This window comes from Olleya namhaensis, assembly GCF_900114005.1.
In the GTDB taxonomy this organism is placed as follows: Bacteria; Bacteroidota; Bacteroidia; order Flavobacteriales; family Flavobacteriaceae; genus Olleya; species Olleya namhaensis.
In genome coordinates this window covers 66,754-91,631 of the sequence record NZ_FORM01000002.1, presented here as the reverse complement: position 1 = coordinate 91,631, position 24,878 = coordinate 66,754, and the positions used below count along the sequence as shown (strand labels likewise).

The window sequence follows — 24,878 nt, the reverse complement described above, 5'->3', positions numbered from 1 at the left end:
TAATAGTGAAATAGAGTTAGTCAGTAAATATAATTGGCTTGTAAGCTATATAAATTACTGACTAGCTATAGGTTTGTTTAATCGCTAAAATACAAAATTTGACCGATGAAGTGTTGGTTTTTAATGTTTATCTTTTAAAAGCTCAGGCATTTTAGCTTTAAATTTATTCAATCTAGGGATAGATACATTTTGAATATAAGGATTTTCTGGGTGCAGTTTTTCGTAATTTTGATGATAATCTTCACCTATCCAAAACTTTTGAAACGGGTATACTTCTGCAGCAACTGTAGCATTCAGTTTTTCGGCTAAAGCCTTTTTCTTCTGTGTTATTATTTTCTTTTGGTCGTCATTTTGAAAGAATAGTATAGAACGGTATTGACTTCCTCTGTCTGGACCTTGTCCATTGGCTTGAGTTGGGTTTTGAGATGCAAAATAAACATCTACTAATGTTTCAAAACTAACTATTTCAGGATTGTAAATTACTTCTACAGCTTCTGCATGACCTGTTCGTCCTGTATTGCTTTGCTCGTATGTTGGGTTTTTTGTAAAACCTCCAGCGTAACCGTTTATAACTTCATCTACTCCTTTTACACTTTCGTAAATAGCTTCTACGCACCAAAAACAGCCACTTGCAAAGTATGCTTTTGCCATACCGTCTTCTAAAGGTACGCTAACAGGTGTTGCTGTTTTTAGAGCTTCTTGCTTTGGATTAGTCTGTGCTTGATTGTTGCAGCTAAACAGTATTGTTAATATTAGTAATGGGATTAATTTTTTCATTTTATTTTTCTTTTTTCAATTAGACGTTTAAAATACTCAAACCTAAATTTTAAATGTGATAAATATTTCTTAATTGTTTTAAATTTAGGGTATAAAAAAAGCCTTTACATTGTAAAGGCTTTTTTTATATGTTAGGAAATGTTTACGATAATTTTGAAAACAATTTTTCCATTTTAATTTTTTGTTCATCAGCTAAAGCTGCATCAACAAGTATACGTCCACTATGCTCATCCGTAATAATTTTTTTACGTGCAGCAATTTCCATTTGTACTTGTGGTGGAATTGTAAAGTATGATCCTCCTGAAGCTCCTCTCTCGATTGGTACAACAGCTAAACCATTTTTTACGTTTACTCTAATGCGGTTATAAGCTTTTACTAAACGCGCTTCGATTTTTTTCTTGTAATCGTCAGCTTTTTCAATAAGTGCTTTTTCTTCTTTTTCAGTTTCTTTTAAGATAGCATCTAATTCACTCTTCTTATGTTTTAAGTGAGTTTCACGTTGCTTGTTATGCTCTTTTGTTTTAGCAATAACATCTTTTTTCTGATCTATTTGAGCTTTAAACTCTCTGATATGCTTTTCAGCTAATTCAATTTCTAACTCTTGAAATTCAACTTCTTTAGTTAAAGAGTTAAATTCTCTGTTATTTCTAACATTTTTTTGTTGCTCAGAGTATTTTTTAATTAAAGCTTTAGCTTCTTCAATTAAGTTTTTCTTAGAAGTAATATCTGCATCAACAGAACTTAAACTATCTTCTAATTTTTCTAATCTAGTTTTTAATCCTGCAACTTCGTCTTCTAAATCGCTAACCTCTAGAGGTAATTCTCCACGAACGTTTCTTATTTCGTCAATTCTAGAGTCTATTAATTGTAGATCGTATAACGCTCTTAAACGTTCTTCTACTGTTGCTTCTTTTGTCTTTGCCATATATTAAAAATACTTAACAGGATTGGTATTTGTGTTTGATAAAATAAATGCAAAATTAGGAATTTTTTTCGTAAGTATTGCTACTAAACCAGATTTTGTGTATTGTTCGCTTTCATAATGACCTATATCTGCTAATAAAATAGCGTTTTCGGCTTGAAAAAAGTCGTGATATTTTAAATCTGATGTTACAAAAGCATCCGCTCCTGCTGCTTTGGCTGCATTTATTGCGAAACTTCCTGATCCTCCAAGAACTGCAACTTTTTTTACTGGTCTATCGGATAATTTTGAGTGTCTTATTAGAGAAATGTCCATTTTTTCTTTCAAATAATGTAAAAACTCAGTTTCTGTTTGTGTTGTTTTTAGCTCTGCAATCATGCCCATACCGATATTTTGGTTGGTGTTTTCTATAGTTGTAACCTCGTACGCCACTTCGTCGTAGCTATGTGTTTCAAATAGTGCTTTTAATACAGATTTCTCGACGTGTTTAGCGTAAGTAATGTTTAGTTGCGTTTCGGCTTCGCTATGATTTTTACCAATAACTCCAATTACAGGATTCGCTTTTTCTGTGGCATTGTAAGTTCCAATACCATTGACATTAAAACTGCAATTTTTATAGTTACCAATTTGTCCTGCGCCAGCGTTAAATAATGCTGTTCTTAATGTTTCAGCTTCAGCAACGGGAACATAAGTTGTTAGTTTTTTTATAGTTTGCTTTTGCGGAATTAAAATACGTTGATTTATCAAGTTTAATTGATTACACATCATGGCGTTTACACCATTGTTATCATTATCCAAAGCAGTATGTATGGCATAAATAGCTATGTTATTTTTTATAGCCTTTAGAACGGTGCGTTCCACATAGTTTTTTCCTGTTAAGCTTTTTAGTCCTTTAAATATTATTGGATGAAAGCTTAAAATAAAGTTGCATTTTTTAGCAATAGCTTCATCTACAACCTCTTCTAAGGTATCCAAAGCGACAAGAACATTGGTTACTGTCGTGTTTTTATCGCCAACAAGAAGCCCTACATTGTCAAAATCTTCGGCATAGTTAAGTGGTGCTATTTCTTCAAGATGATTTATCAGGTCTTTAACTAACATACTTTTTTGTCTTTATTATTTAAAACAAATATAAAATATTTACTTTCGTTACTATTAATGTTGCTTGCATTTCATTTTTAAATTAAATGTAGCTGTTTTGTTTAATAGACTATACATTGTTTTAATGAAATTTTTACGTGTTATCTTAATACCCATTGTACCTATTTACTATGTTATAACTTGGTTTAGAAACCTAATGTTTGACAAAGGATATAAGGCGTCTAAAAGCTACGATTTTCCTATTATTTGTGTTGGTAATTTAAGTACTGGAGGTACAGGAAAAACACCTATGGTGGAGTATTTAATCCGCTTGTTAAAGGATAATACTAAGTTAGCAACGCTTAGCAGAGGATATGGTAGATCAAGTAAAGGCTTTGTATTAGGTAACGAGACGTCTGATGCTTTAAGTTTAGGGGACGAACCGTTTCAGTTTTACAACAAATTTAATAAAGATATTTTGGTGGCTGTTGATAGTAATAGGCAAGAAGGGATTGCTAAATTATTAGAGCAAAAGCCCATGCCTGATGTTGTTATTTTGGATGATGCTTTTCAGCATAGAAAAGTACAAGCAGGATTTAATGTGTTATTATCTACTTATGACAATTTATATACCGATGATTTTGTTTTACCAACGGGTAATTTAAGAGAGCCTAAAAGTGGGGCTAAACGCGCTAATATAATTGTTGTTACTAAATGTCCTAGCGATTTAAGTGATCAGATTAAACAAAATATTATATCTAAAATTAAACCTCTAAAACATCAAGAGGTGTTTTTTAGTGTAATTAGATATAGTGCCGATGTAATTTTAGGGGATAAAAAACCTGTTAGTCTAAAACAATTACCTGCATTTAAATTAGTTACTGGTATTGCTAATGCAACGCCATTAGTAGATTATTTAAATACCATTGGTTCAGAATTTGAACATATAGCTTTTAAAGACCATCATAGTTTTAGTCGTGGTGAAATTGATGAGATGTCTAAATATGCCTGTATTGTTACAACGGAAAAAGATTATATGCGCTTAAAAAGCGAGCCATCTTTACAAGGTAAGTTGTATTATCTACCAATAGAAGTTCAAATTGATAGACCAGAGCAGTTTAATAAGCTAATTAAAGACTTTGCAATTAATAACTAGGAAACCCTAAGCTTACTCTTTTTCAGTTAGCATTAATGCGTTAAATAGCTTCTTCTCAAATTCTTCTTGCTTAAATGGTTTTGGAATGATATCCGTGAAACCGGCTTCGTCAAATTCTTGCATTTTATCTTCTATAGTTACAGCGGTAAGTGCAAAAATTGTAAGCTCTTTATCAAACGATCTAATGATTTTAGTGGCTTCCATACCACTAATCCCTGGCATATGAATATCCATTAAGACAACATCATATTTTGTTGTTTTAACTTGTTCTACAGCGTCTTCACCATTATCCACAACATCACAATATAGTTTCATTTTATTAAGGATCTTTTTTGTAATCATTTGATTAATCTTATTATCCTCAACAACTAATATTTTAATATTACTTAGTTCAATTTCATCAACTTCATTAAAGTAATTGGCTTTCTTTTCAACAATAACCTCATTACTCTTTTTCATAGGTATTTCAAAGAAGAAGGTTGTTCCTTTTCCTAACTCACTCTTCATATAAATCTTTCCTTTTAAAATATCTATTAATCCTTTTACAATAGAAAGACCAAGACCTGTACCACCATATTTTCTGTTAATTTGGATAGATCCTTGAGAAAAACTTTCAAACATATTTTGTTGTTTTTCTTCACTTATCCCAATACCATTATCTTCGACTTCATATCTAACTTCATAGTTATTGTCGTTTTGACTCTGCTTGATAATTCTAATCCAAATGTCTCCATCTTTGGTGAATTTAATAGAGTTTCCGATTAAGTTAATTAGTATTTGTGAGATTTTTAATTGGTCTGCATTAAAATTAGTTGGAAGCTCTCTATCGTATTCTAAGTGTAATTTTATATTGTTGTCTAAAGCCGAATTGTTTAATGCTGAAATAACATTTTCTGCTTTCTTTTTTAAGTTGAACACTTCTGGTTCTATATCAACTTTATTAGCTTCAATTTTGTTAATCTGAAGGATGTCATTAATAAACGTCAATAAATAATCTCCTGAGAATTTTAACGATTTTAAGTGTTGTATTTGAGCAGGTTTCGGGTCTTCTTCCAATAGCATATTGGTTAATCCTGTTACGGCATATAAAGGCGTTCTAAGCTCGTGCGTTACTGTAGATAAGAAGTTAGCTTTGGTTTTTGTTGCTAATTCAGCTTTTTCCATTGCTATTGTTAATTCTGCATTTTTCTTGTGCAAAATGTTATTAGATTTTAATCTAATATTATTGTTTTTATATAGTGATAATGTCAGTAATGATAAAATAGTAATTAATGCAATACTTAAAATTGTAGTCAGTTTTTCTAACCATGTAGAACTCGCTTCTTTTTCTAAATCTGCTTCTTTTTCTAATTGGTATTCTATTGGGTTATTGTAAAGCTTGTCTAATCTTTTTTCTGGCGAAAGATAGCTGCGTTTTACTGCTAAGATAGAGTCGTTAAGGACTAAGTGTTTTTGTAAATAAGAATTAGCTTGTTTGTAGTCTTCTTTTTTAGTGTATAAATCACTTAAAACTTTATATGCATTATTAACAATACCTCTGTGTTTTTCTTTTATAGCTAATGTTAGTCCTTGATTTATTGTGTTTTCAGCGTCCGTTAAGTCTCCTAACTCAGCTTTTGTTTTACCAAGATTAAGATAAATGCTACTTAGTATTTTATTGTTTTGGTAACGTTTTGCTAAGCTTATAGCTTCTTCATATTGCTCTATAGCATTATCAAATTGCTTTAGATTGTAGTAAGCGTCACCTTTGTACATTTTGGTTTCTGCTATATAATCATATAGATTTTCTTGTTCAAAAGCACCTTGAGCAGAATTGTAATAATCTAAAGCTCTACTATATTCATTACGACTCATAAAAACATTACCTATTGTTTTATAAGTTTCGGCTATGTTAAGGTTGTCTTCAGCAAAGCGTTGTTTTTCTACAGCTTTAAATAGTGTTTTTAAAGCTTCAACAGGCTCTTCTGATATAAATTGAATTTTACCTATTTTAGAATAGATTAATCCAATGCTCCTGTGGTCTTTTATTTGATAGGCTAGGTCAAGCGCTTGATCTAAGTCGCTTTGAGCTTTGTAGAATTCGTTATTGTCTATGTTTTTTTGAGCAATACTAATGTTGTAATTAATAGTGCTTTGTATAACCTCTTCTTCTTTTTGGGTAATATCTTGTGCTTGCAGATTTAGTCCTGCAAAAAAGAAGATAATGAAAGCGAAAGTTTTAATTATTTGGGACTTCATTTATTTCATTTATGAAAACAAATATAAATATTTATCCGACAAAAGTTATTTTTTTGCCGACAAATTGAATATCAAGTCTATAATTCGACTAGAATATCCTGTTTCGTTATCGTACCAACCAATTATCTTGACCATATTGCCAATAACAGAAGTCATTTGCGAATCAAAAATACATGAGTGCGGATTTCCTACAATGTCAATAGATACAATGGGATCTTCAGTATATTCTAATATGCCTTTATATTTTTGTTCCGAAGCCTTTTTAAAAGCATCATTTATCATAGGTATAGTAACCGCTTTTTTGACATTAAAAGTAATGTCTGTAAGTGATCCGTTAGCAACAGGTACTCTAATTCCGCAACCACCAATTACATCTGATAGTTCTGGGAATATTTTAGTTAATGCCTTTGCTGCACCAGTTGTTGTAGGTACAATACTTTGTCCTGCAGCTCTGGCACGTCTTAAATCGCGGTGCGGTTGATCATGTAAGCTTTGGTCTGTGGTGTAAGAGTGTATTGTTGTTATGTAAGCTTGGTTAATGCCGCAAAGTTCATTAATGACATCAATCATTGGTGCGGCATTGTTTGTGGTACATGACGCATTGGATATTATAGTTTCCGTACCGTCCAATTCTGTTTGATTTACACCTAACACAATTGTTTTTATGTCATCTTCCGTTGCCGGAACACTTAGGATAACACGTTTTGCACCATTATTAATATGATGTTGTAAATCTGCAGTGGTTTTAAATTTTCCAGTAGACTCTATAACAAAATCAGGAGCAAAAGGTGCCCAATTAATATGTTCAGGATGTTTTTGATTTAAAAGCGGAACGCTAAAACCGTCAACAACTATATCTGTTTCTGTTGATTTAATTACAGCAGGAAATACACCATGAATACTGTCGTATTTTAGTAAATGGCTAAGTGTTTTAGCATCAGCTAAATCATTAATAGCAACAATTTTAATGTTTTTGTTATTATGAAGTAATCTAAAAACACGTCGTCCTATGCGTCCAAAACCATTAATGGCAACAGTAATCATATTAATTAATGTGTTTTTGAGCTTTGTAAGAAGAGCGCACTAAAGCACTACTTTCGACATGTCTAAATCCTAATTTTAGACCAATTTCTTCATATTCTTTAAACTCATCAGGTAGGATAAAACGCTTCACTGGTAAGTGTTTTTTACTTGGTTGTAAGTATTGTCCAATAGTAACAACATCTACATCGTTATCACGCAAGTCATGTAATGTTTGTATCACTTCTTCGCGCTCTTCTCCAAGACCTAGCATTATACCAGATTTTGTTCTACGTTGTCCTTGTTGTTTTAAGTATTTTAAAACACCTAAACTTTTTTCGTATTTAGCTTGTATACGGACTTCTCTTGTTAGTCTTTTTACAGTTTCGATATTGTGAGAAACAACTTCTGGAGCTACATCAATAATTCTATCAATATGCATCTCTACACCTTGAAAATCCGGAATTAGAGTTTCAAGTGTTGTTTCAGGGTTCATTCTTCGGACAGCCTTTACAGTTTCTGCCCACATAATACTTCCCATATCTTTTAAATCATCTCTATCCACACTTGTTAAAACAGCGTGTTTAATACCCATGATTTTTATAGATCGTGCTACTTTTTCTGGCTCGTCCCAATCCACATCTTCTGGACGTCCTGTTTTAACACCGCAAAAGCCACAAGATCGTGTGCATACATTACCTAAAATCATAAATGTAGCAGTCCCTTCTCCCCAACATTCTCCCATGTTTGGACAGCTTCCTGACGCACAAATTGTATTTAGGTTGTATTTATCTACTAGACCTCTTAATTCCGTGTATTTTTTACCCGTAGGTAATTTTACGCGTAACCATTTTGGTTTAGGTTGTCTTTTTGGTAAAATATTAGATGCAGTTTCTGTGTTCATAATTGCAGTTTTCTATACGCAAAGATACGAAGTATTTTGTTTAAAATTTAAGTAGAAGTCTTAAAGTCAATACGCGTTAGACTTACTTTTTTTGAATAATTTCTGCTAACAATTTTTTAGCACGAAGTAATTTAACTTTAATATTATTTATAGGTTCTTTTAATTCTTCCGAAATTTCTTTATAACTTAATTCTTGAAAGTATCTAAGATTTATAACTGCTTGATAATGCGGTTTTAATTTTTTAATATCGCGTAATAATTTGGCTAAGTTTTGTTCTGTAATAAGTTTGTCTTCAACAGATGGAGACTCATCTGCCACTAAATAAACTTCGTTTTCTTCTGTTTGAGACAGGGCTTGTTTAATACTGTTTTTTTCCTTTCTTATAATATCAATGTGAATATTTTTAGAAATAGTAATCAACCAAGTGTTAAAAGCGTAGGTATTGTCGTAAGATTCAATTTTATCAAAAGCTTTAGAGAACGTTTGAATGGTGATGTCTTCTGCATCATTTTCATTCTGAATACGTTTTAACTGAAACCCGTAAACTTTATCCCAATAATTATGTAGTAGATAGTTAAACGCTTTTTGGTCGTTTTTTTTAGCTCTTATTATTGCTTCGTCTATTTCCAATAATTTGGTTTTGATATTTTGTTAGTTATAAAGATACTAAATTGAAGTATAATCAGGGTTATTTCTAAAAAAGGTAATAGTAGAATTGTGTCTAATTCGTTTAGTTTTTTTGCTGAAAATCCTAAGGATAAATATTGCGTTATAAATCTAATTATAATAAGTCCTGCTACAAAAGGCCATAAGTAAGTTGTAATGGCTAACGAAATTCCTAATGTCCAAAATAAAATCTGCGTTATATAAAAAAGTGCTAATAAAAATTGATGCTTAACTTTATAGTGTTTGGCAGTAGATACGTGTCTTCGTTTCTGCTTAAACCAATCTTTTAAACTCATTTTAGGAATAGACGTTGTAAAACTTTCCCGGGTTGTACTTATACTTGTGTTTTTAGAGTTAGCAACTTCATTTATAAATAAATCGTCATCACCAGATCTAATTTTCATATGTTTAATAAATCCGTTAGATTTAAAAAACTCGTCGCGGTGATACGCTAAGTTTCTTCCAACACCCATGTATGGAATTCCAATTTTGGCAAACGAAAAATACTGTGTTGCTGTTATTAGGGTTTCAAATCGGATGATTTTATTTAATAAAGAGTTTTTAATTTTATTATAGGCACCATAACCTAAGACAATTGTGCTTTGATCTGAGAAGTTTGCACTCATCTGTGTTATCCATTTATTGGATAACGGTTTGCAATCTGCATCTGTGAATAATAAGTGGTCGTATTTAGCAGCTTTAATACCCAGAGACAGGGCGTATTTTTTATTTCCCCAGAAAGCTTCTATATTTTTAACATTGACAATCTTTATGTTATCGTGTCTAGATTTAAAATCTTCAAAAATATCAAGCGTATCGTCATGTGACGAGTCGTTAATTAATACAATTTCAAAAACAGGATAATCTTGCTCTAAAATAGTAGGGAGAAAATTTTTAATGTTTTCAGCTTCGTTTTTAGCGCAAATAATGACGGAAACAGGAGTGCTTTTGACAGGTTTAGAATCGCTTTTAGAAAAAGCAAAACTACCAAAAAGTACGGCGTAATATAATACTTGAATAACCACTACAGTTACAAAACTGTAGAATAACACCTCAAGTATTAGCATGCTTTATGAGTGTTGAGTGTCGGTACAATTCTCAAATTGATCTGGAGTTTTTCCGCAAAACCCACAAGATTCTCCTTCTGTATTTAACATAGGATTTTGACTTGCACAAGTACCTGCAAATTTACCGTCTTTTTTAGCCCAAATTTTAATTGCAATTCCTGCAAAACCTAAACCTAATAGGCCTATAGTAAGTAATAAAAGTTTCAAAATAGTTGCTTTTTTAGAGGTACAAAGATACGGTTTTTTAGAAAAACAAGATCACTTTTAACGTTTCAATAGTCTTTGTCACATTATTTTGAACATTAAAATCAGTTTTTTAACGAAAATCTCATTTAGATGGATGTAAAGTGTCTGAATTCTTATTTTTTTTATAATTTACTGCTCTAACTTTTTAACAATTTAAATTATGAAAAAATTATTTGCAGAATTTTTTGGAACCTTTTGGTTGGTCTTTGGAGGATGTGGTAGTGCTATTTTTGCTGCTGGCTTTCCTGAATTAGGTATTGGGTTTGTAGGTGTGGCTTTGGCGTTTGGTTTAACAGTTTTAACCATGGCTTATGCTGTTGGTCATGTTTCTGGAGCGCATTTTAACCCTGCAGTATCCATAGGTCTTTGGGCTGGAGGAAAGTTTCCTGCTAAAGAATTACCAGGTTATATAATTGCTCAATTAGTTGGTGCAATAGTGGCAGCAGTTGCATTGATGTATATTGTATCTGGTAAAGCTGGTTTTACAGATGTGGGTGGTTTTGCAGCTAATGGTTATGGAGATTTGTCCCCAGACGGGTATTCTATGATGTCTGCTTTGGTTACAGAGTTTTTATTAACCATGTTTTTTCTTTTAATTATATTGGGTAGTACATATCCTAAAGCGCCTAAAGGTTTTGCAGGTATTGCAATTGGATTAGCGTTAACATTAATACATTTAATTAGTATTCCAATTACAAATACATCTGTTAATCCTGCTAGATCTACAAGTCAAGCATTATTTGCAGAAGGTGGAGATTACCTTGGACAACTATGGTTGTTTTGGTTAGCTCCAATTGCAGGAGCAATTGTTGCGGGATTGATACACAAAGCCTTTTTTAGTAAAGACTAACTTATATTAGTTTAAACAAAAAAGCCTCACTTAATAAGTGAGGCTTTTTTTATGCTGTTATGCGTTGTCTTTAATCGTTAAGCTTTAAAGATATTTCGGCAACGGGCGTGTCGTTTGATCTTACCTGACTACCGCCTTTAGGTTCTATAGAGATACTTAGACCTAAAGCATCTTCCGTATAAGGGATTTCTTGAAGACGTCTGTCAGCTTGGCTTAAAACACCTAAGTTAACCATCTTATCCTGTAGTTCTGCCCAAATTTGATATACTTTATTGTCTGGTAATTGAGGTAATGATACTACATCAATCATTGATTTTTTTTCTTCAGGATTAATGTAAGCTACTGTTTTTAAATTTTTAGCTCTTGTATTTCCTTTTAAGATATATTTTTCTGTTTCAGGATTGTTTAATTGCTTAAACTGCTCTAATAATTGTGTTAATGTGCTGTTGTTGTTTGCAATGTCACTTCTTAGATCAAATATTTCGTCTGCAATTGTCTGATTTTCGCTTGATAATTGCTTGTTTTGGTTATAAAGATACACAGAGCTTACACCTAGCATTAGAGCTGTAAGACTAGCAGCAATAGCTAGACTGTACCATTTTCTTGTGCGTTTAGGTTTTAATGCAATTACGGGCTTGTCATCTAATGCATCTAACACATTACTTAAAACTAACTTAGGTGCTTTAACGGCATTTAATTGCGAGCTAAATTCTAATTTATCCTGTAGTGTATTGTATGCTTTTTTTACTTCTGGAAATTCAGAAATATAATGCTCAACCTCTAAGGTTTCAGAAGCATTAGTTTGACCTATTAAATACTTGTTTAATAAGTCAGAGTTTAAAAATGTAATTATTTTGTCATTCATCACTTTACAATTAAGGGTTGTAAATTTTCTTCAATTCACGTAACGCAATTTTTAATCTTGATTTTATAGTACCTAAAGGTATTTCCAATTCTTCGCTCGCTTCTTGTTGCGTCATTCCTTCAAAAAAGAGCGCGTTAACAACAACCTGATACTTTAAATCTAGAGTGTTTAAATGCTTTTTAATATCTAAAACATCCTCGTTTAAACTATTAGTTGTCAGTTTATATACGTTGGAATCTTCTATTTGGACTTCTTTTTTAGATTTATTATTTACGGATCTAATTTTATCTATTGCAGAGTTGTAAGCAATACGATATAACCAAGTAAATAATTTAGCTTTATCAGGATTGTAGCTTTTTCCTTTTTTCCAAACCTTTATAAGTGTTTCTTGAAGTACGTCTTGTGCTAAATCGTCATCAGAGATTACTTTCTTAATAACACCAAATAGGGCATCAGCATAGTTTTCATACAACAAGTTTATGGCTTGTTTATCACCATTTTTAAGGTGAGCTATAATATGTTCTTCTAATGAAAAATTCAAGCTTAGTAATTAAGGGTTGTTAGTTTAATTATTTTGAATTGAAGGTGTTGTGTGTCATTAAAAAATATTGACTTCGGCTTCAATAGAAATATTAAAGATACGATAAATAGTATTTTGTATCAATTTTGAGAGCTTTAATATGTCATCTCCTTTAGCATCACTATAGTTAACTAAGACTAACGCTTGTTTTTTATGAACCCCATAATTGCCAAATGTTTTGCCTTTAAAGCCCGCAGTTTCGATTAACCAACCGGCAGGAACTTTAACTTCTGTATCAGAAATTATATAATGCGGTGCATTTGGAAAGTTTTCTTGAAGTTTAGAAAAAGCAGTGTTTGAAATGACTGGATTTTTAAAAAAACTACCAGAATTACCAATCTCTTTAGGGTTAGGTAGTTTGCTTTCGCGAATAGCAATAACAGCATTAGACACTTCTTGTATTGTAGGCTGCGTAATATTGTTTTGTTCTAATTGGGCTGTGATAGCGCCATAATTAGTATGTAAAGTGTGGTTTTTAACACTAAGTTTAAAAACCACACTTGTTATAATATAGTGTCCTTTTGCTTCTTGTTTAAAAATAGAGTTACGGTATCCAAATTTACAGTCTGCATTACTAAATTCTTCTAACTCTAAAGTTTTTAGATTTAGTGCGGAGCAAGCGTAAAAGTTGTCTTTTAACTCAATACCATAAGCGCCTATATTTTGTATAGGACTTGTGCCAACATTACCTGGGATTAAGGATAGGTTTTCTAATCCTCCAAAATCTTGATTTAAAGTCCATAATACAAACTCGTGCCAGTTTTCGCCAGCTTGAGATTCGATAAAAACTTCAGTCTCTGTTTTTGAGATAATAGTTTTACCTTTTAGATCTAGATGTATTACAAGCTTATCCACATCTTTGGTTAGTAGCATATTGCTACCACCACCAAGGATAAAGGTGTCTTCAATTTTGTTAGTAGAAAATACAGCTTTTAAATCGGCTATGTTTTTAACGGAGACAAATTGCTTTGCATTAACATCAATACCAAAAGTATTGTATGGTTTTAGAGATATGTTGTTTAAAATTTGCACTAATCTTTGTATACTTTAAGAGCTTCTTTTAAAATATTTACTGCTTTTTTTAAGCTTTCAGTATTTAACACATAAGCAATTCTGATTTGATTTAAACCTACGCCTGGCGTACTATAAAAACCTGCAGCAGGAGCAACCATAACAGTTTCGCCATCTACATCAAAATCTTCTAAAAGCCATTGCGCAAAAACATCACTATTTTTTACAGGCAATTGTGCTATACAGTAAAAAGCTCCTTTAGGATTAGCAACTTGCACACCTTCAATCTTATTTAATTCTTCAATTAAAACGTTTCTTCTTTCTACATATTCTTCAATAACATCATCAAAATAACTTTGTGGTGTTTCTAAAGCGGCTTCACTAGCAATTTGTGCTAATGTAGGAGGACTTAAACGTGCTTGTGCAAATTTTAAAGCAGTTGCAATTACGTCTTTGTTTTTAGAGACTAAACATCCAATACGTGCGCCACACATACTGTAACGTTTAGAAACAGAATCTATCACAATAGCATTGTCTTCTAATCCATCAACTTGCAAGATAGAGTAGTGCGTTGCACCATCATAAGCAAACTCACGGTAAACCTCGTCAGCAATTAAAAATAAATCATGTTTTTTAACAATTGCAGCTAGTTTTTCTATTTCCTCTTTAGAGTATAAATAACCTGTAGGGTTACCTGGGTTACAAATTAAGATAGCTTTAGTCTTAGGTGTAATTAATTTTTCAAACTCTTCAATTGGAGGTAAAGCAAAATTGTCTTCAATTTTAGAAATTACAGGAACAACCTTTACGCCAGAAGCAGTAGAAAATCCATTGTAGTTAGCATAAAATGGTTCTGGTATAATAACCTCGTCATCTACATCCATAATACTTCCAAAAGCAAAAAGCAAGGCTTCACTACCACCAGTAGTTACAATAATGTCATCGTGTTTTACGTGGATGTCATTATTTTTGTAGTAGTTGGCTATTTTTGTACGGTATTGTTCTGATCCTTCAGATCTTGAGTAAGACAACACCTCTATATCAGCATCTTTTACAGCTTGCATTGCTATAGTTGGTGTTTTAATATCTGGTTGGCCTATGTTTAGGTAGTAGATACTTTTACCGGCTTTTGCAGCTTTTTCTGCAAATGGCACTAATTTTCTTATTGGTGACTGTGGCATGGATAGCCCTTTGTTAGAAATCTTTGGCATTACAAATTATTTAGATTACAAATTTGCGAAAATAATTGATAAGTTTCCTAATAAAAAAGGTCTTTTAAAAAAGCTATATTGTTAAACTTTTTTTAACCTGGAAAAACAATTAGTTAATTGTAAAACAATAACAAAAAAAAGCCGAAACATTATGTTTCGGCTTTTTTGTATAAATGTTAATAAAGATTATTTCTCCATTACGCTTTTTCCTTTTTTCTCTAAAACACTTGTTTTAGATGGGTCAATAACTTCCCCTTTTATTTTAAGAGATACTGTTGGCGTTTCAGCATTAGATAAAACAGTTATCGTTTTTCTAATTGGCATAACTCTTTGTGTATCGTATTTTACTTCAATTTCTCCAGTTTGTCCTGGCATTACTGGTGCTTCTGGTTTTTTAGGCACAGTACAACCACAGCTAGAACTAACTTTAGATACTATTAAAGGCGCATCTCCAGTATTAGTAAATTCAAAAGTTCTAATTCCGTTATCACCTTTGTTAATTGTTCCGTAGTCAATAGTAGTGTCCTTAAACTCTATTTTGGCCATTTTTTCTTGAGCATTCATCGATAAACTAATCAGTCCGATAAATAATATTGTAAATAATTTTTTCATTGTATTTTGATTTTATTGGTTTGTAAATCTAATTACTTTTTATTCCTTTTGCAAAGTTATTAGATGTAATGCATACTTGCAAATACTTATAACATATTTAACTATACATTATTCATCGTTATAATTTCACAAAAACAGAAATATAAGTACTTTTGTAATCTATATTTCAAAAACTATTCCAAAGTATGCAAATTCCATCAAAATATAATGCTATTCAAGCAGAAAACAAATGGTATGACTACTGGATGAAGAATAATTATTTTCATTCTACGCCAGATGACAGAGAACCATATACCATTGTAATCCCTCCACCAAACGTAACAGGAGTCTTGCATATGGGACATATGCTTAACAATACTATTCAGGATGTTTTGATACGTCGTGCACGTCTGCAAGGTAAAAATGCATGTTGGGTACCTGGTACAGATCACGCATCAATTGCTACTGAAGCTAAAGTTGTTGCCAAATTAAAAGAGCAAGGTATTGACAAAAATGACCTGACAAGGGACGAGTTTTTGGCACATGCTTGGGAATGGACAGAAGAATATGGAGGCGTAATCCTTGAACAACTTAAAAAATTAGGATGTTCTTGTGATTGGGAACGCACAAAATTTACAATGGACGACGACATGTCTGAAGCTGTAATTAAAGTATTTGTGGACCTACATGACAAAGGATTAATATATAGAGGTTACCGCATGGTAAACTGGGATCCGGAAGCAAAGACAACGTTGTCTGATGAGGAGGTTATCCATGAAGAGCGTCAAGGAAACTTATACTACATAAATTATAAAATTGAAGGAAGTGACGATACATTAACTATCGCTACAACACGTCCTGAAACAATATTTGGAGATACAGCAATTTGTATTAATCCAGAAGACGAAAGGTTTGCACACTTACGTGGAAAAAAAGCCATTGTGCCAATTTCTAATCGTGTTATTCCTATAATCGAAGATGACTATGTTGATATCGAATTTGGAACAGGGTGTTTAAAAGTAACGCCTGCTCATGACGAAAACGATAAGAATCTTGGAGACAAACACAAATTAGAAGTTATTGATATCTTTCATGAAGATGCCACATTAAATAGCTTTGGATTACAATTTGAAGGTCAAGATCGTTTTGTTGCTAGAAAAAATGTAGCAAAAGAATTAGAAACAATTGGTGTTTTAGTGAAGACTGAAACGCACATGAATAAAGTCGGGACCTCAGAACGTACAAAAGCAGTTATAGAGCCAAGATTAAGTGACCAATGGTTCTTAAAAATGGAAGAGTTGGTAAAGCCAGCAATTGAAGCCGTTTTAGGAGAAGATGCTGAGATTAAATTATTTCCGAAGAAATTTGAAAACACATACCGTCACTGGTTAGAAAATATTCGTGATTGGAATATCTCACGTCAATTACTTTGGGGACAACAAATTCCTGCTTATTTCTATGGCGATGGAAAAGAAGATTTTGTAGTTGCAGAAACATTAGAAGACGCTGTTTTAAAAGCACAAAAGGTAACAGGAAGAGCAGATTTAAAGGCAACAGATTTAAAGCAAGATACAGATGCTTTAGATACATGGTTTAGCTCTTGGTTATGGCCAATGTCTGTTTTTGATGGTATCCGTAATCCAGAAAACGAAGAAATTAAATATTACTATCCTACTAACGATTTAGTTACCGGTCCAGATATTTTATTCTTTTGGGTAGCGCGTATGATAATTGCAGGTTATGAGTATAAAGACCAAAAGCCATTTAACAATGTATACTTAACAGGTCTAGTACGTGATAAACAACGTCGTAAGATGAGTAAGTCTCTTGGGAACTCACCAGACGCTTTAAAATTAATTGAAGAGTATAGTGCAGATGGTGTTAGAGTTGGGTTACTATTAAGTAGCGCAGCAGGAAACGATTTAATGTTTGATGAGACTTTATGCCAACAAGGTAAAGGTTTTGGTAATAAAGTATGGAACGCCTTTAACTTAACTAATCTATGGGAGGTTAATGATACAATAGCGCAACCCGACTCAAGTAAAATTGCTTTAGATTGGTACGAAGCTAAATTTAGCGAAGTCCTTTTAGAGATTGAAGATCATTTTAGTAAATACCGTTTAAGCGATGCTTTAATGTCTATTTACAAACTGATTTATGACGATTTCTGTGGATGGTTGTTAGAGATTGTAAAACCGGCATATCAACAACCCATTGATGCTGCAACGTATAATAAAGTGATGGCTATTTTTGAGGAAAACTTAAAAATATTACATCCATTTATGCCTTTCTTAACGGAAGAAATTTGGCAATATATTGCTGAAAGGACTCCAGAGGAAGCATTAATAGTTTCAAAATGGCCGGTAGCTAAACCTGTAAATAAAGAATTGATTTCTCAGTTCGAATTTGCTTCGGAAGTTATTTCTGGAATAAGAACGGTAAGAAAAGAAAAGAATATTGCTTTTAAAGATGCTATTGGTTTTTCTGTAATAAATAATGAAAATTCAAATACAGCGTTTGACACCGTTATTGCTAAATTAGGAAATCTAGAGGCTATCCAGTACGTTAAAGAACCTGTAGAGGGTGCATTAACTTTTAGAGTAAAATCTAACGAGTACTTTATACCAATGGATGGTGCAATAGATGTAGAGGCTGAAATTGTAAAGTTAACAGAAGAGTTAAACTATACTGAAGGTTTTCTTAAATCAGTACAAAAGAAGCTGTCTAACGAGCGCTTTGTTGCTGGAGCTCCAGAACAAGTTGTCGCTTCTGAGAAGAAGAAAGAAGCAGATGCTTTAGCGAAGATCGAAACTTTAAAATCTAGTTTAGCTAGTTTGAAGTAGTTAAAATAGACTAAGCGTAGTCGATATGCTTTATAAAATTAAAAAGCCTTTCCAATTGGAAAGGCTTTTTTGTTATTCAGGTCATTGGTTAATTGCTATTGATTATTTCCCTTAAATAACTAACTACATATTAGTTACCTAATCATTAAAAATGTTACCCTTTTTTTTAATTTTTTTAAATTAAACTTCATAAAGAGTTGTAGATTAGTGACTTGTATTTTTATTTTTAAGCATATAACATGTTAGTTATAACATATTTTGTTGTTTTAATCTAATAAATTTATAATCTCATTACAAATCAATTCTGATAATTCATTTTTATCTAAATGGCATTCTTCTACTAGTTTAGAAGTCGCACATTCAGTATTTATAACGTTTACGCTTTTTTTAAGCGTATCATTTTGAGTATTTATACCTGAAATTGTAATATATAGTAGAAAAACAAATGCCATTTTTTGTGTTAATTTAAAAAGCCTTTCCGTTAGGAAAGGCTTTTATGGTTATTGGTTGATTTTGACTAGTCCCCTTAATAAATAACTAACTACATATTAGTTACCTAATCATTAAAAATGTTACCCAGGTTTTTGTTTTTTTTAATTTGAATTAATTTTCTGACCTTCTTTTTGTTTTTTTGTAGATGAATGCCACAAATAATATAATAGGTATTACTATAAATAAGTAGTTAGTCTTATTTCTTGTAATTGCAGAATCATCACCAATTAATATTAAGGAAGACCAATAGTAAGGAGATGCTTCGCTTAGTTGGTGTGTTTTTAAATAATCTAGTTTGGCTTGTCTTAAAGCGGCACTTTTTGATTTACCCTTTTTTATGTATTTATAAAAAGATAATGTTATTTCTGCGTTTGATTTATCATTAACATTCCAAAGGGAAGAAATAACGCTTTTGGCACCTGAATAGAAAAATCCACGTGCTAAACTAAACACGCCTTCCCCGTTATTCAGTTCTCCCATAGAACTATTACAAGCATTCAGAACTACTAATTCGGCTTGATTTTTTGTCGTGTATAATTCGTTTAAATATAGTTTTTGGTTTTTAAATGCAATCCAAGGTGAAATTGAATCACTAGCATTTGCATGCGTTGATAAATGAATAATTTTATATTTATTCATTTCGGATAAAAAAGCTTGTTTTGTTGCGTTATTGTTTAGAAAATTCTTCCCATTTATTATTCTTTCTGTAGCCTTAATTTCGTTTTTGCTTTCTGGTAAGTTTTGTAAATTATCGTAATTAAAAATAGTTGGAGCAAAACCTAAAAAATCTTTTTTCGCACTTCTTTCAAGACGATTGTTTTCGGTAAGAAAAGATAGTGAATAAGCATAGCTTATTTCGTGACTTTTTATTAAAAAACTATCAGCATTTAAATCTGTGATTAAGGCTTCAAATGGTATTTTAGATAAGTCACTGTCAGGAATTATTATTAGTTTTTCGTGTTTGTTTATTAACGTTTTAATTGATTGGGTTGGGAATAGTTTGTCGTAAAGTTTAAAAGCGTTTAGTTTAAATTGTTTAAGTTCTTCTTTGTTGCTAAATGGTTTAGAAATAGATTTTTGAAATTGTTTTACCAGTTGATTAAAAGTAGTCAGGTTATTTATTTTGAAAATTTCAGAAGAATGCTTTGTAATAGCTAGCCCATAAAGTGCATCAAATTGATTTTCTGTTTTATCCCATATAAAAGTTATATATAATGTGCTGTCCGTAATTTGGTTTTGAATTTCATTTAACGTAAGGACTTTAGAGATTTTTTGGTAATTATCATATTCTGGGAAATTAAATTGAAGCGAGTCTTTTAGTTTTTTTAACTGTTCTTTCTTGTTTACTAGTAGTAACCTGATACTGTCATTAGCTTTATTTTTTATTAGTCTCTTTAAAGCATAGCTTTCTTTTTTAATATTATTTTCTGTATCTAATATTATTTTAGGAAGACTTAGGTTGTTTTGAATTCTTATTCTTGTAGCATTATTTAATAAAAGTAAAGCTTTGTTTTTTTCAGTATAGTAAAATGCTTTTGTAGTATTGTTGGTTAGGTGTGATAAGTGCGCTCCTAAATAGTAAAAATAGGAGGCTTCTTGTCTCCAATGTATTTGAGAGTCTTCATCTTTTATTTCTGTAAAAATATCATCTAAAATAAGGTCTGATAACTCAAGTGTTTCGGAAGCGTGATTTAAATGTTTTTTGTCTTTTGTATGAATGAAATATTTTATCCAAGCATAATATTTTTCGTATAAAATAGATAGTAATTTCTTTTTATTTTCGTTGCTAATTTTATCTATATGCGGTAGTTGTTTTGGTGTTTTTAAATTGGTGTTTAATAATTCGTCTATGGCTTTATTATGATAAATTAGTGCGCTTTCTGGGTTATCCTGAAGATAGCTATTGATTCCAAGAAGTTTGTAAAGGACACTAAAATGTGTTGTGATATTAATGTCTAGAGCTCTTTGGTAATATTTTTTTGAAAGTTCTAATTCTTGTTGTGTTGATGTTACACCGTTAGAACTTAACATACCTAAGTTTATTAAGTTTATTTGAAGTCTTCTTAGGTCTCCCTTACTTTTTATGTATTCTAATGCTTTATTATAGTGTTTTAAGGCTTCTTTTTTACGATTAGATAACATGTAATAACCTCCAAGATTATTATTTATACTATAAAGGGTGTCAAAGTCTAGTGTTTTTGAATTGGAGTGTGACTCTGCTAATTTTAAGTAGAAAATAGCCTTGTCTAAATTGTTTTGATCTTCTAATTTCCGGTGTATATGTGCAATCTCAATATAGTTTTTAATATTAGATTCTGGGTTTTTTTTGTGAGTTCTATATATTAATTTTTCATAATAATATATACTGTTGTAGTAATCGTTTAAAGCATTATAGCTATTAGCAATTAATTTTAAATATTCAATCTCGTTTTTTGAGTTACTTGTGGTTTCTATTTTTGATAAACAAAAATCAATACATTTTTTATATGTTTTGTTGTCAAATAAAGATTGTGCTATTTCTAAATTATTATTATTATTATTATTATTAATTTTTATGTAAGTATAAGTTTCAGCTCTTTTGGCCTTAGTTTTAAAACATGCCAAATTAGAGCTGAGACTGATAATCAGTAAAAAAAATGTGATTAATAAATTCAATTATAAGTTATTCCGTTATAAGTTTAGCTCTTTTTATTTTAACATCAAAAAGAGCAGCGATTCTATCTCTAATAGGGTCATTTTTGCAGCATCCTCTAAATATCCACAATTCAGTGTTTATAAATGTATTTTGATGTTGTATTAATTCGGTGTCAAGATTGCCTAAGTCTAATTCAAAATCGCCTCTAATTAATGTTTTTGCTGCATCCGTAACAAAAGCTTCGAATTCAATTTCAAAGACAGTAAGATATTCCACATGAGTAACTGGGCAAACAATACAAGTATCAATACCTGTAAATAATCCATCAACAGTAGCTTGGTCTATTTCATCAAAAATCCATATATCCGTATTTGTATCTAGATTTTCTATACTGTGGCTTGTAGTTGTTGAAGCGTGAAAACTATTTCTCATTAACTGTTTGTAAGATGGAGAGCTGTAATCTACTTTCAAATATTTGTAAGTTGCAACTATCATTCGGTTATTTTGTGCATCTGATACGGTTGTGTTTTTGTCAATTGTTTCACTTATAGTCTCTTCAATAGTAATGTCATTTTTCGAGCAGCTATTAAAAATACAAATACTAAATATTAGTAATATTAGGTTAGTAGTGTAATAGTTGCTTTTGGTCGTATTCATGATATTTAGTTTTATATGTTAATACAAAACCGTTTCTAAATATATATATATGTTACCCAAGTTCAATGTTTTTATTTTGAAATCATTTTTAATTGTTTTTTGGGTATCATTTTTGACTTTTTAAGTTAATCTAACTAACTATTCTTTTTAATGAATAATACTAATTACTATATTAACGGTTTAAAAACCCAAAACGAAAAAATAATACTAGAGATTTACACTAATTATTTTCCCAGCGTGAGGCATTTTTTGCTTCAGAATTCAGGTCAGGAGATGGATACGCAAGATGTGTTTCAAAAAGCAATAATTCAAATTATGACTAGAGTACAGGTTTAAAACGCAGTTATTAAATCAACTTTTGATGGGTGTTTGTTTTCTGCTTGTAAACCTGTTGATAAGATAGTTAAATAAACCAAAACGAATGGTAATATTTGACTAACCTATTGAACATAAGATTGAAACGAATGATATGGCATAGTCCGTTTTAGAGCAAGAACGTTGGTGGTTTTTTTAAGAAAAGCTAGAGTTAATTTCCGGAAATATAAAAGCACTCAAAAAAATGAAGTTTAGCGCGAATTAATATTTGTTTTTAGTTGAGTTAAATTTTGATTTTTATTTTATAATATTTTAATGTCTTTAGAATAATAAATATTAAGCACATTAATAACACTATTATAATGATGTAAAATTGGGTGTTTTTTTGTATTTCAATAGCAGAATCATCACCTATTAGTGTTAATGAAGACCAATAATATGGAGAAACTTCACTTAAACTATAAGTCTTTATGTAATCTAGTTTGGCTTGTCTTAAAGCTGTACTTTTTGATTTACCCTTTTTTATGTATTTATAGAAAGATAATGTTATTTCTGCGTTTGATTTATCATTAACATTCCAAAGGGAAGAAATAACGCTATTAGCACCCGAAGAGAAAAAACCTCTTGCAAGGCTAAAAATGCCTTCTCCTTGGTTTGATTGTCCCAAAGAGCTCTTACAAGAACTTAAGAATACTAATTCGGCTTGGTTTGTAGTTGTGTATAATTCGTTAAGTTGTAGTTTTTTGTTTTTGAATGCTATCCAAGGGGTTATTGAGTCGTTTGTATCTGAATGGGTAGATAAGTGTATTATTTTATAATCATTTAAATTTTTTAGAAAAATATTTTTTGTGGCATTTTGATTAATTTTTGATTTCCCAGAAAATAAATTTGCTATAGTTTTAGCTTCAGCTTTACTCTGTGGTAAATTTTTAAGATTATCGTAATTAAAAGTGATAGGAGCAAAACTTATAAAAGTATTTTTTGGGTCTCTTTTTATTGTATTGTTCTTTAGTAAGTGAGTAACTGAATAGGCATAACTTATTTCATGATTTTTTATTAAGTAGTCGTTGTTTTTAGTTCGTAAGGCTTCAAATGGAATACTTTGTAAGTCACTGTCTGGAATAATTAATAATTTATTATTGGCTATAAGAGGAGCTATTTCTTCTGGGAATAAATCATTATATAATGATTTAGCTATATTTTCAAATTCAGTTTTTTGTCTTACGTTTGAAATTGGAGATGTTATATGTTTTTTAAAGTCAGTTACTTTTTTATCAAATAGGTTAAGATTATTTATTTTAAATAAAATAGCTTGGTCTTGTGTAATTGCAATACCGTATAAAGCATTAAATTGATTTTCTGTTTTGTCCCATAAGTAAGAGATTATACAGGTGTTTTTTGTTTTTATTGAATTTTGTAATTCTCTTAATAAGATGGTTTTATCTAGATTGTTTTTTGAGTTTTTATATATAGGATAGCTTGCTTCTAATGAGTCAGTTAATAATTTTAATGAGACTTGCGTTTCAAATAAGTCATTTTTTGCTTTAAGAAGAGCTTCGTTAGTTAAGATGTTTATTTGATTCTCTAGTGAGTAGATTGTTTTTTTTAGATTAATTTCTCTTGTGTTAATACTATCTGGTAGTATTGGTTTACTGTTATATGTTATTTCATTTAATAAAAGCAAGGTTTTGCTTTTTTCTGAAAAATAAAAAGCAGATTCAATGTCATTTAATTCATGGCTAATATGAATGCCTAAATAATAAAAATGATATGCTCGTTTTCTCCAATGTAATTTTGTTTTTTCCGTTTTTGTTTCTATCAATAATAAATCAAAAACTTTGTCTGCTAATTTTATAATGTTTAATCCTTCAGTTAAATATTTTTTGTCTTTTAGTTTTATTAAAGCATAGATTTTTTCAAACAAAGTGTTCAAAAGTAGTTTTTTGTTCTTGCAGTTTTTGACATCATTTAAATTTAGAATATCACCATTTTGGGCTTCTGTTAAAATTTCAATAGCTCTATTGTGATTTTTTATAGCTGTTTTATAATCTTTTAATAGATAGTTTACTATACCTAAATTTGCGTAAATATCAGGGAATGAAATAGAGTCGTAACTGAGTGCTTTGTTAATATTGCTCTGTGCTATTTTTAGTTGTTTTGAAGATGCCTTTACGTTTATGTTTATTGTGGAAAGATTTGAATAAGTTCTTGATGTTTTTTTTGAATCATTTAACTTTCTCGCAATAATAATAGCTTTTTTATAATATTGTATAGCATAATCAAAATTAGATAGGGCTTTATAATAATTGCCAATATTGTTATAAATTGAATACTTTATTTTATTAGTAAGAATGAAATTTTTATCTATATGTAAAGCTTCTTTTAAAAAATCAATACTCTTAGTTATATTTTTTTTGGTGTTTAATTTTCTGTGTGCTTTCGCTATATCTAGATAGTTTAAAACAAGGTTTTCATGTTTTTTATTCCTCTTGTTTATGTAAATAACTCTTTCTAAATAGTCAATTTCTTTGTAGTAGTCATTTAAATTGTTGTAACATTTGGCTATAAAATTTAGGTTATCAATTTGTGATAAATCACAAGCTTGTAAAGTATTATTTATAGCTTCTTGATACTGTTTTTTATGCGCTAGTAACCTCGATTTATTACAATCTTCATTGTTTTTTTTTATTTCAATGCTAGTGAATGAAAAGTAAAGTAGAATTAACGAAAGAAGCAATTTCACAGATGACT

At 30.8% G+C, this 24,878-nt stretch carries 21 protein-coding genes; 3 read left to right on the top strand and 18 right to left on the bottom strand.

Annotation, left to right across the window (positions count from 1 at the left end):
• Positions 1–120: 120 nt before the first annotated feature.
• From msrA to BMZ09_RS03435, 3 genes are all read right to left on the bottom strand, one after another.
• Positions 121–777 carry a peptide-methionine (S)-S-oxide reductase MsrA gene (gene msrA, locus BMZ09_RS03445; RefSeq protein ID WP_090837524.1) on the bottom strand — a complete coding sequence of 219 codons (657 nt, stop codon included), beginning with the start codon at positions 775–777 and terminating at the stop codon, positions 121–123.
• Between the two features lie 142 nt (positions 778–919).
• A complete protein-coding gene (locus BMZ09_RS03440) occupies positions 920–1,702 on the bottom strand; it encodes a zinc ribbon domain-containing protein (protein WP_090837522.1) in 783 nt (260 codons plus the stop codon).
• 3 nt (positions 1,703–1,705) lie between these two features.
• Positions 1,706–2,800: a Nif3-like dinuclear metal center hexameric protein gene (locus BMZ09_RS03435; RefSeq protein ID WP_090837520.1), complete on the bottom strand. Its 1,095-nt coding sequence runs from the start codon at positions 2,798–2,800 to the stop codon at positions 1,706–1,708.
• 124 nt (positions 2,801–2,924) lie between these two features.
• Between BMZ09_RS03435 and lpxK the strand changes: the two genes are divergently transcribed.
• Complete coding sequence (gene lpxK / locus BMZ09_RS03430; protein ID WP_090837518.1) at positions 2,925–3,935, top strand: tetraacyldisaccharide 4'-kinase; 1,011 nt, start codon at positions 2,925–2,927, stop codon at positions 3,933–3,935.
• Positions 3,936–3,947: 12 nt separating this feature from the next.
• On the opposite strand, the gene BMZ09_RS03425 is transcribed toward lpxK, so the two are convergent.
• The 6 genes from BMZ09_RS03425 to BMZ09_RS03400 form a co-directional block, all read right to left on the bottom strand.
• Positions 3,948–6,173 carry a tetratricopeptide repeat-containing hybrid sensor histidine kinase/response regulator gene (locus BMZ09_RS03425; RefSeq protein WP_090837516.1) on the bottom strand — a complete coding sequence of 742 codons (2,226 nt, stop codon included), beginning with the start codon at positions 6,171–6,173 and terminating at the stop codon, positions 3,948–3,950.
• Positions 6,174–6,218: 45 nt separating this feature from the next.
• The gene (gene gap / locus BMZ09_RS03420) at positions 6,219–7,217 is read right to left on the bottom strand and encodes a type I glyceraldehyde-3-phosphate dehydrogenase (protein ID WP_090837515.1); all 999 of its coding nucleotides are present in this window, start codon (positions 7,215–7,217) and stop codon (positions 6,219–6,221) included.
• Between the two features lies 1 nt (position 7,218).
• The gene (lipA, locus tag BMZ09_RS03415) at positions 7,219–8,097 is read right to left on the bottom strand and encodes a lipoyl synthase (protein ID WP_090837513.1); all 879 of its coding nucleotides are present in this window, start codon (positions 8,095–8,097) and stop codon (positions 7,219–7,221) included.
• Between the two features lie 82 nt (positions 8,098–8,179).
• Entirely contained in the window at positions 8,180–8,728 is a 549-nt protein-coding gene (locus BMZ09_RS03410) for an RNA polymerase sigma factor (RefSeq protein ID WP_090837512.1), read from the bottom strand.
• Positions 8,719–9,831 carry a glycosyltransferase gene (locus tag BMZ09_RS03405; protein ID WP_177183504.1) on the bottom strand — a complete coding sequence of 371 codons (1,113 nt, stop codon included), beginning with the start codon at positions 9,829–9,831 and terminating at the stop codon, positions 8,719–8,721. The genes BMZ09_RS03410 and BMZ09_RS03405 overlap by 10 nt, the downstream gene beginning before the upstream one ends.
• Before the next feature lie 3 nt (positions 9,832–9,834).
• The gene (locus tag BMZ09_RS03400; RefSeq protein ID WP_090837510.1) at positions 9,835–10,038 is read right to left on the bottom strand and encodes a membrane or secreted protein; all 204 of its coding nucleotides are present in this window, start codon (positions 10,036–10,038) and stop codon (positions 9,835–9,837) included.
• A gap of 199 nt (positions 10,039–10,237) precedes the next feature.
• Here BMZ09_RS03400 and aqpZ point away from each other — a divergent pair, with 199 nt between their 5' ends.
• Entirely contained in the window at positions 10,238–10,927 is a 690-nt protein-coding gene (gene aqpZ / locus BMZ09_RS03395) for an aquaporin Z (RefSeq protein ID WP_090837508.1), read from the top strand.
• A 70-nt stretch (positions 10,928–10,997) separates the two neighbouring features.
• Here aqpZ and BMZ09_RS03390 read toward each other — a convergent pair whose 3' ends face one another.
• The 5 genes from BMZ09_RS03390 to BMZ09_RS03370 form a co-directional block, all read right to left on the bottom strand.
• Complete coding sequence (locus BMZ09_RS03390; RefSeq protein WP_090837507.1) at positions 10,998–11,792, bottom strand: anti-sigma factor; 795 nt, start codon at positions 11,790–11,792, stop codon at positions 10,998–11,000.
• A gap of 10 nt (positions 11,793–11,802) precedes the next feature.
• Positions 11,803–12,333 (bottom strand): RNA polymerase sigma factor, encoded by a 531-nt coding sequence (locus BMZ09_RS03385; protein ID WP_090837505.1) that lies wholly within the window; start codon positions 12,331–12,333, stop codon positions 11,803–11,805.
• A gap of 57 nt (positions 12,334–12,390) precedes the next feature.
• Complete coding sequence (gene murB, locus BMZ09_RS03380) at positions 12,391–13,404, bottom strand: UDP-N-acetylmuramate dehydrogenase (protein WP_090837503.1); 1,014 nt, start codon at positions 13,402–13,404, stop codon at positions 12,391–12,393.
• A complete protein-coding gene (locus BMZ09_RS03375; RefSeq protein ID WP_090837501.1) occupies positions 13,404–14,594 on the bottom strand; it encodes a pyridoxal phosphate-dependent aminotransferase in 1,191 nt (396 codons plus the stop codon). The genes murB and BMZ09_RS03375 overlap by 1 nt, the downstream gene beginning before the upstream one ends.
• Before the next feature lie 186 nt (positions 14,595–14,780).
• Positions 14,781–15,206 (bottom strand): DUF1573 domain-containing protein, encoded by a 426-nt coding sequence (locus BMZ09_RS03370; protein ID WP_090837498.1) that lies wholly within the window; start codon positions 15,204–15,206, stop codon positions 14,781–14,783.
• Between the two features lie 185 nt (positions 15,207–15,391).
• Here BMZ09_RS03370 and BMZ09_RS03365 point away from each other — a divergent pair, with 185 nt between their 5' ends.
• Complete coding sequence (locus BMZ09_RS03365) at positions 15,392–18,028, top strand: valine--tRNA ligase (protein ID WP_090837497.1); 2,637 nt, start codon at positions 15,392–15,394, stop codon at positions 18,026–18,028.
• Positions 18,029–18,294: 266 nt separating this feature from the next.
• Here the strand turns inward: BMZ09_RS03365 and BMZ09_RS03360 are convergent, their stop codons facing one another.
• From BMZ09_RS03360 to BMZ09_RS03340, 4 genes are all read right to left on the bottom strand, one after another.
• Positions 18,295–18,480, bottom strand: coding sequence for a hypothetical protein (locus BMZ09_RS03360; protein ID WP_090837495.1), 186 nt, complete (start codon positions 18,478–18,480; stop codon positions 18,295–18,297).
• A gap of 151 nt (positions 18,481–18,631) precedes the next feature.
• A complete protein-coding gene (locus tag BMZ09_RS03355) occupies positions 18,632–21,124 on the bottom strand; it encodes a CHAT domain-containing protein (RefSeq protein ID WP_090837494.1) in 2,493 nt (830 codons plus the stop codon).
• 58 nt (positions 21,125–21,182) lie between these two features.
• Positions 21,183–21,812, bottom strand: coding sequence for a hypothetical protein (locus tag BMZ09_RS03350; protein WP_090837493.1), 630 nt, complete (start codon positions 21,810–21,812; stop codon positions 21,183–21,185).
• A 598-nt stretch (positions 21,813–22,410) separates the two neighbouring features.
• A complete protein-coding gene (locus tag BMZ09_RS03340; protein WP_090837489.1) occupies positions 22,411–24,870 on the bottom strand; it encodes a CHAT domain-containing protein in 2,460 nt (819 codons plus the stop codon).
• Between the last annotated feature and the right edge of the window lie 8 nt (positions 24,871–24,878).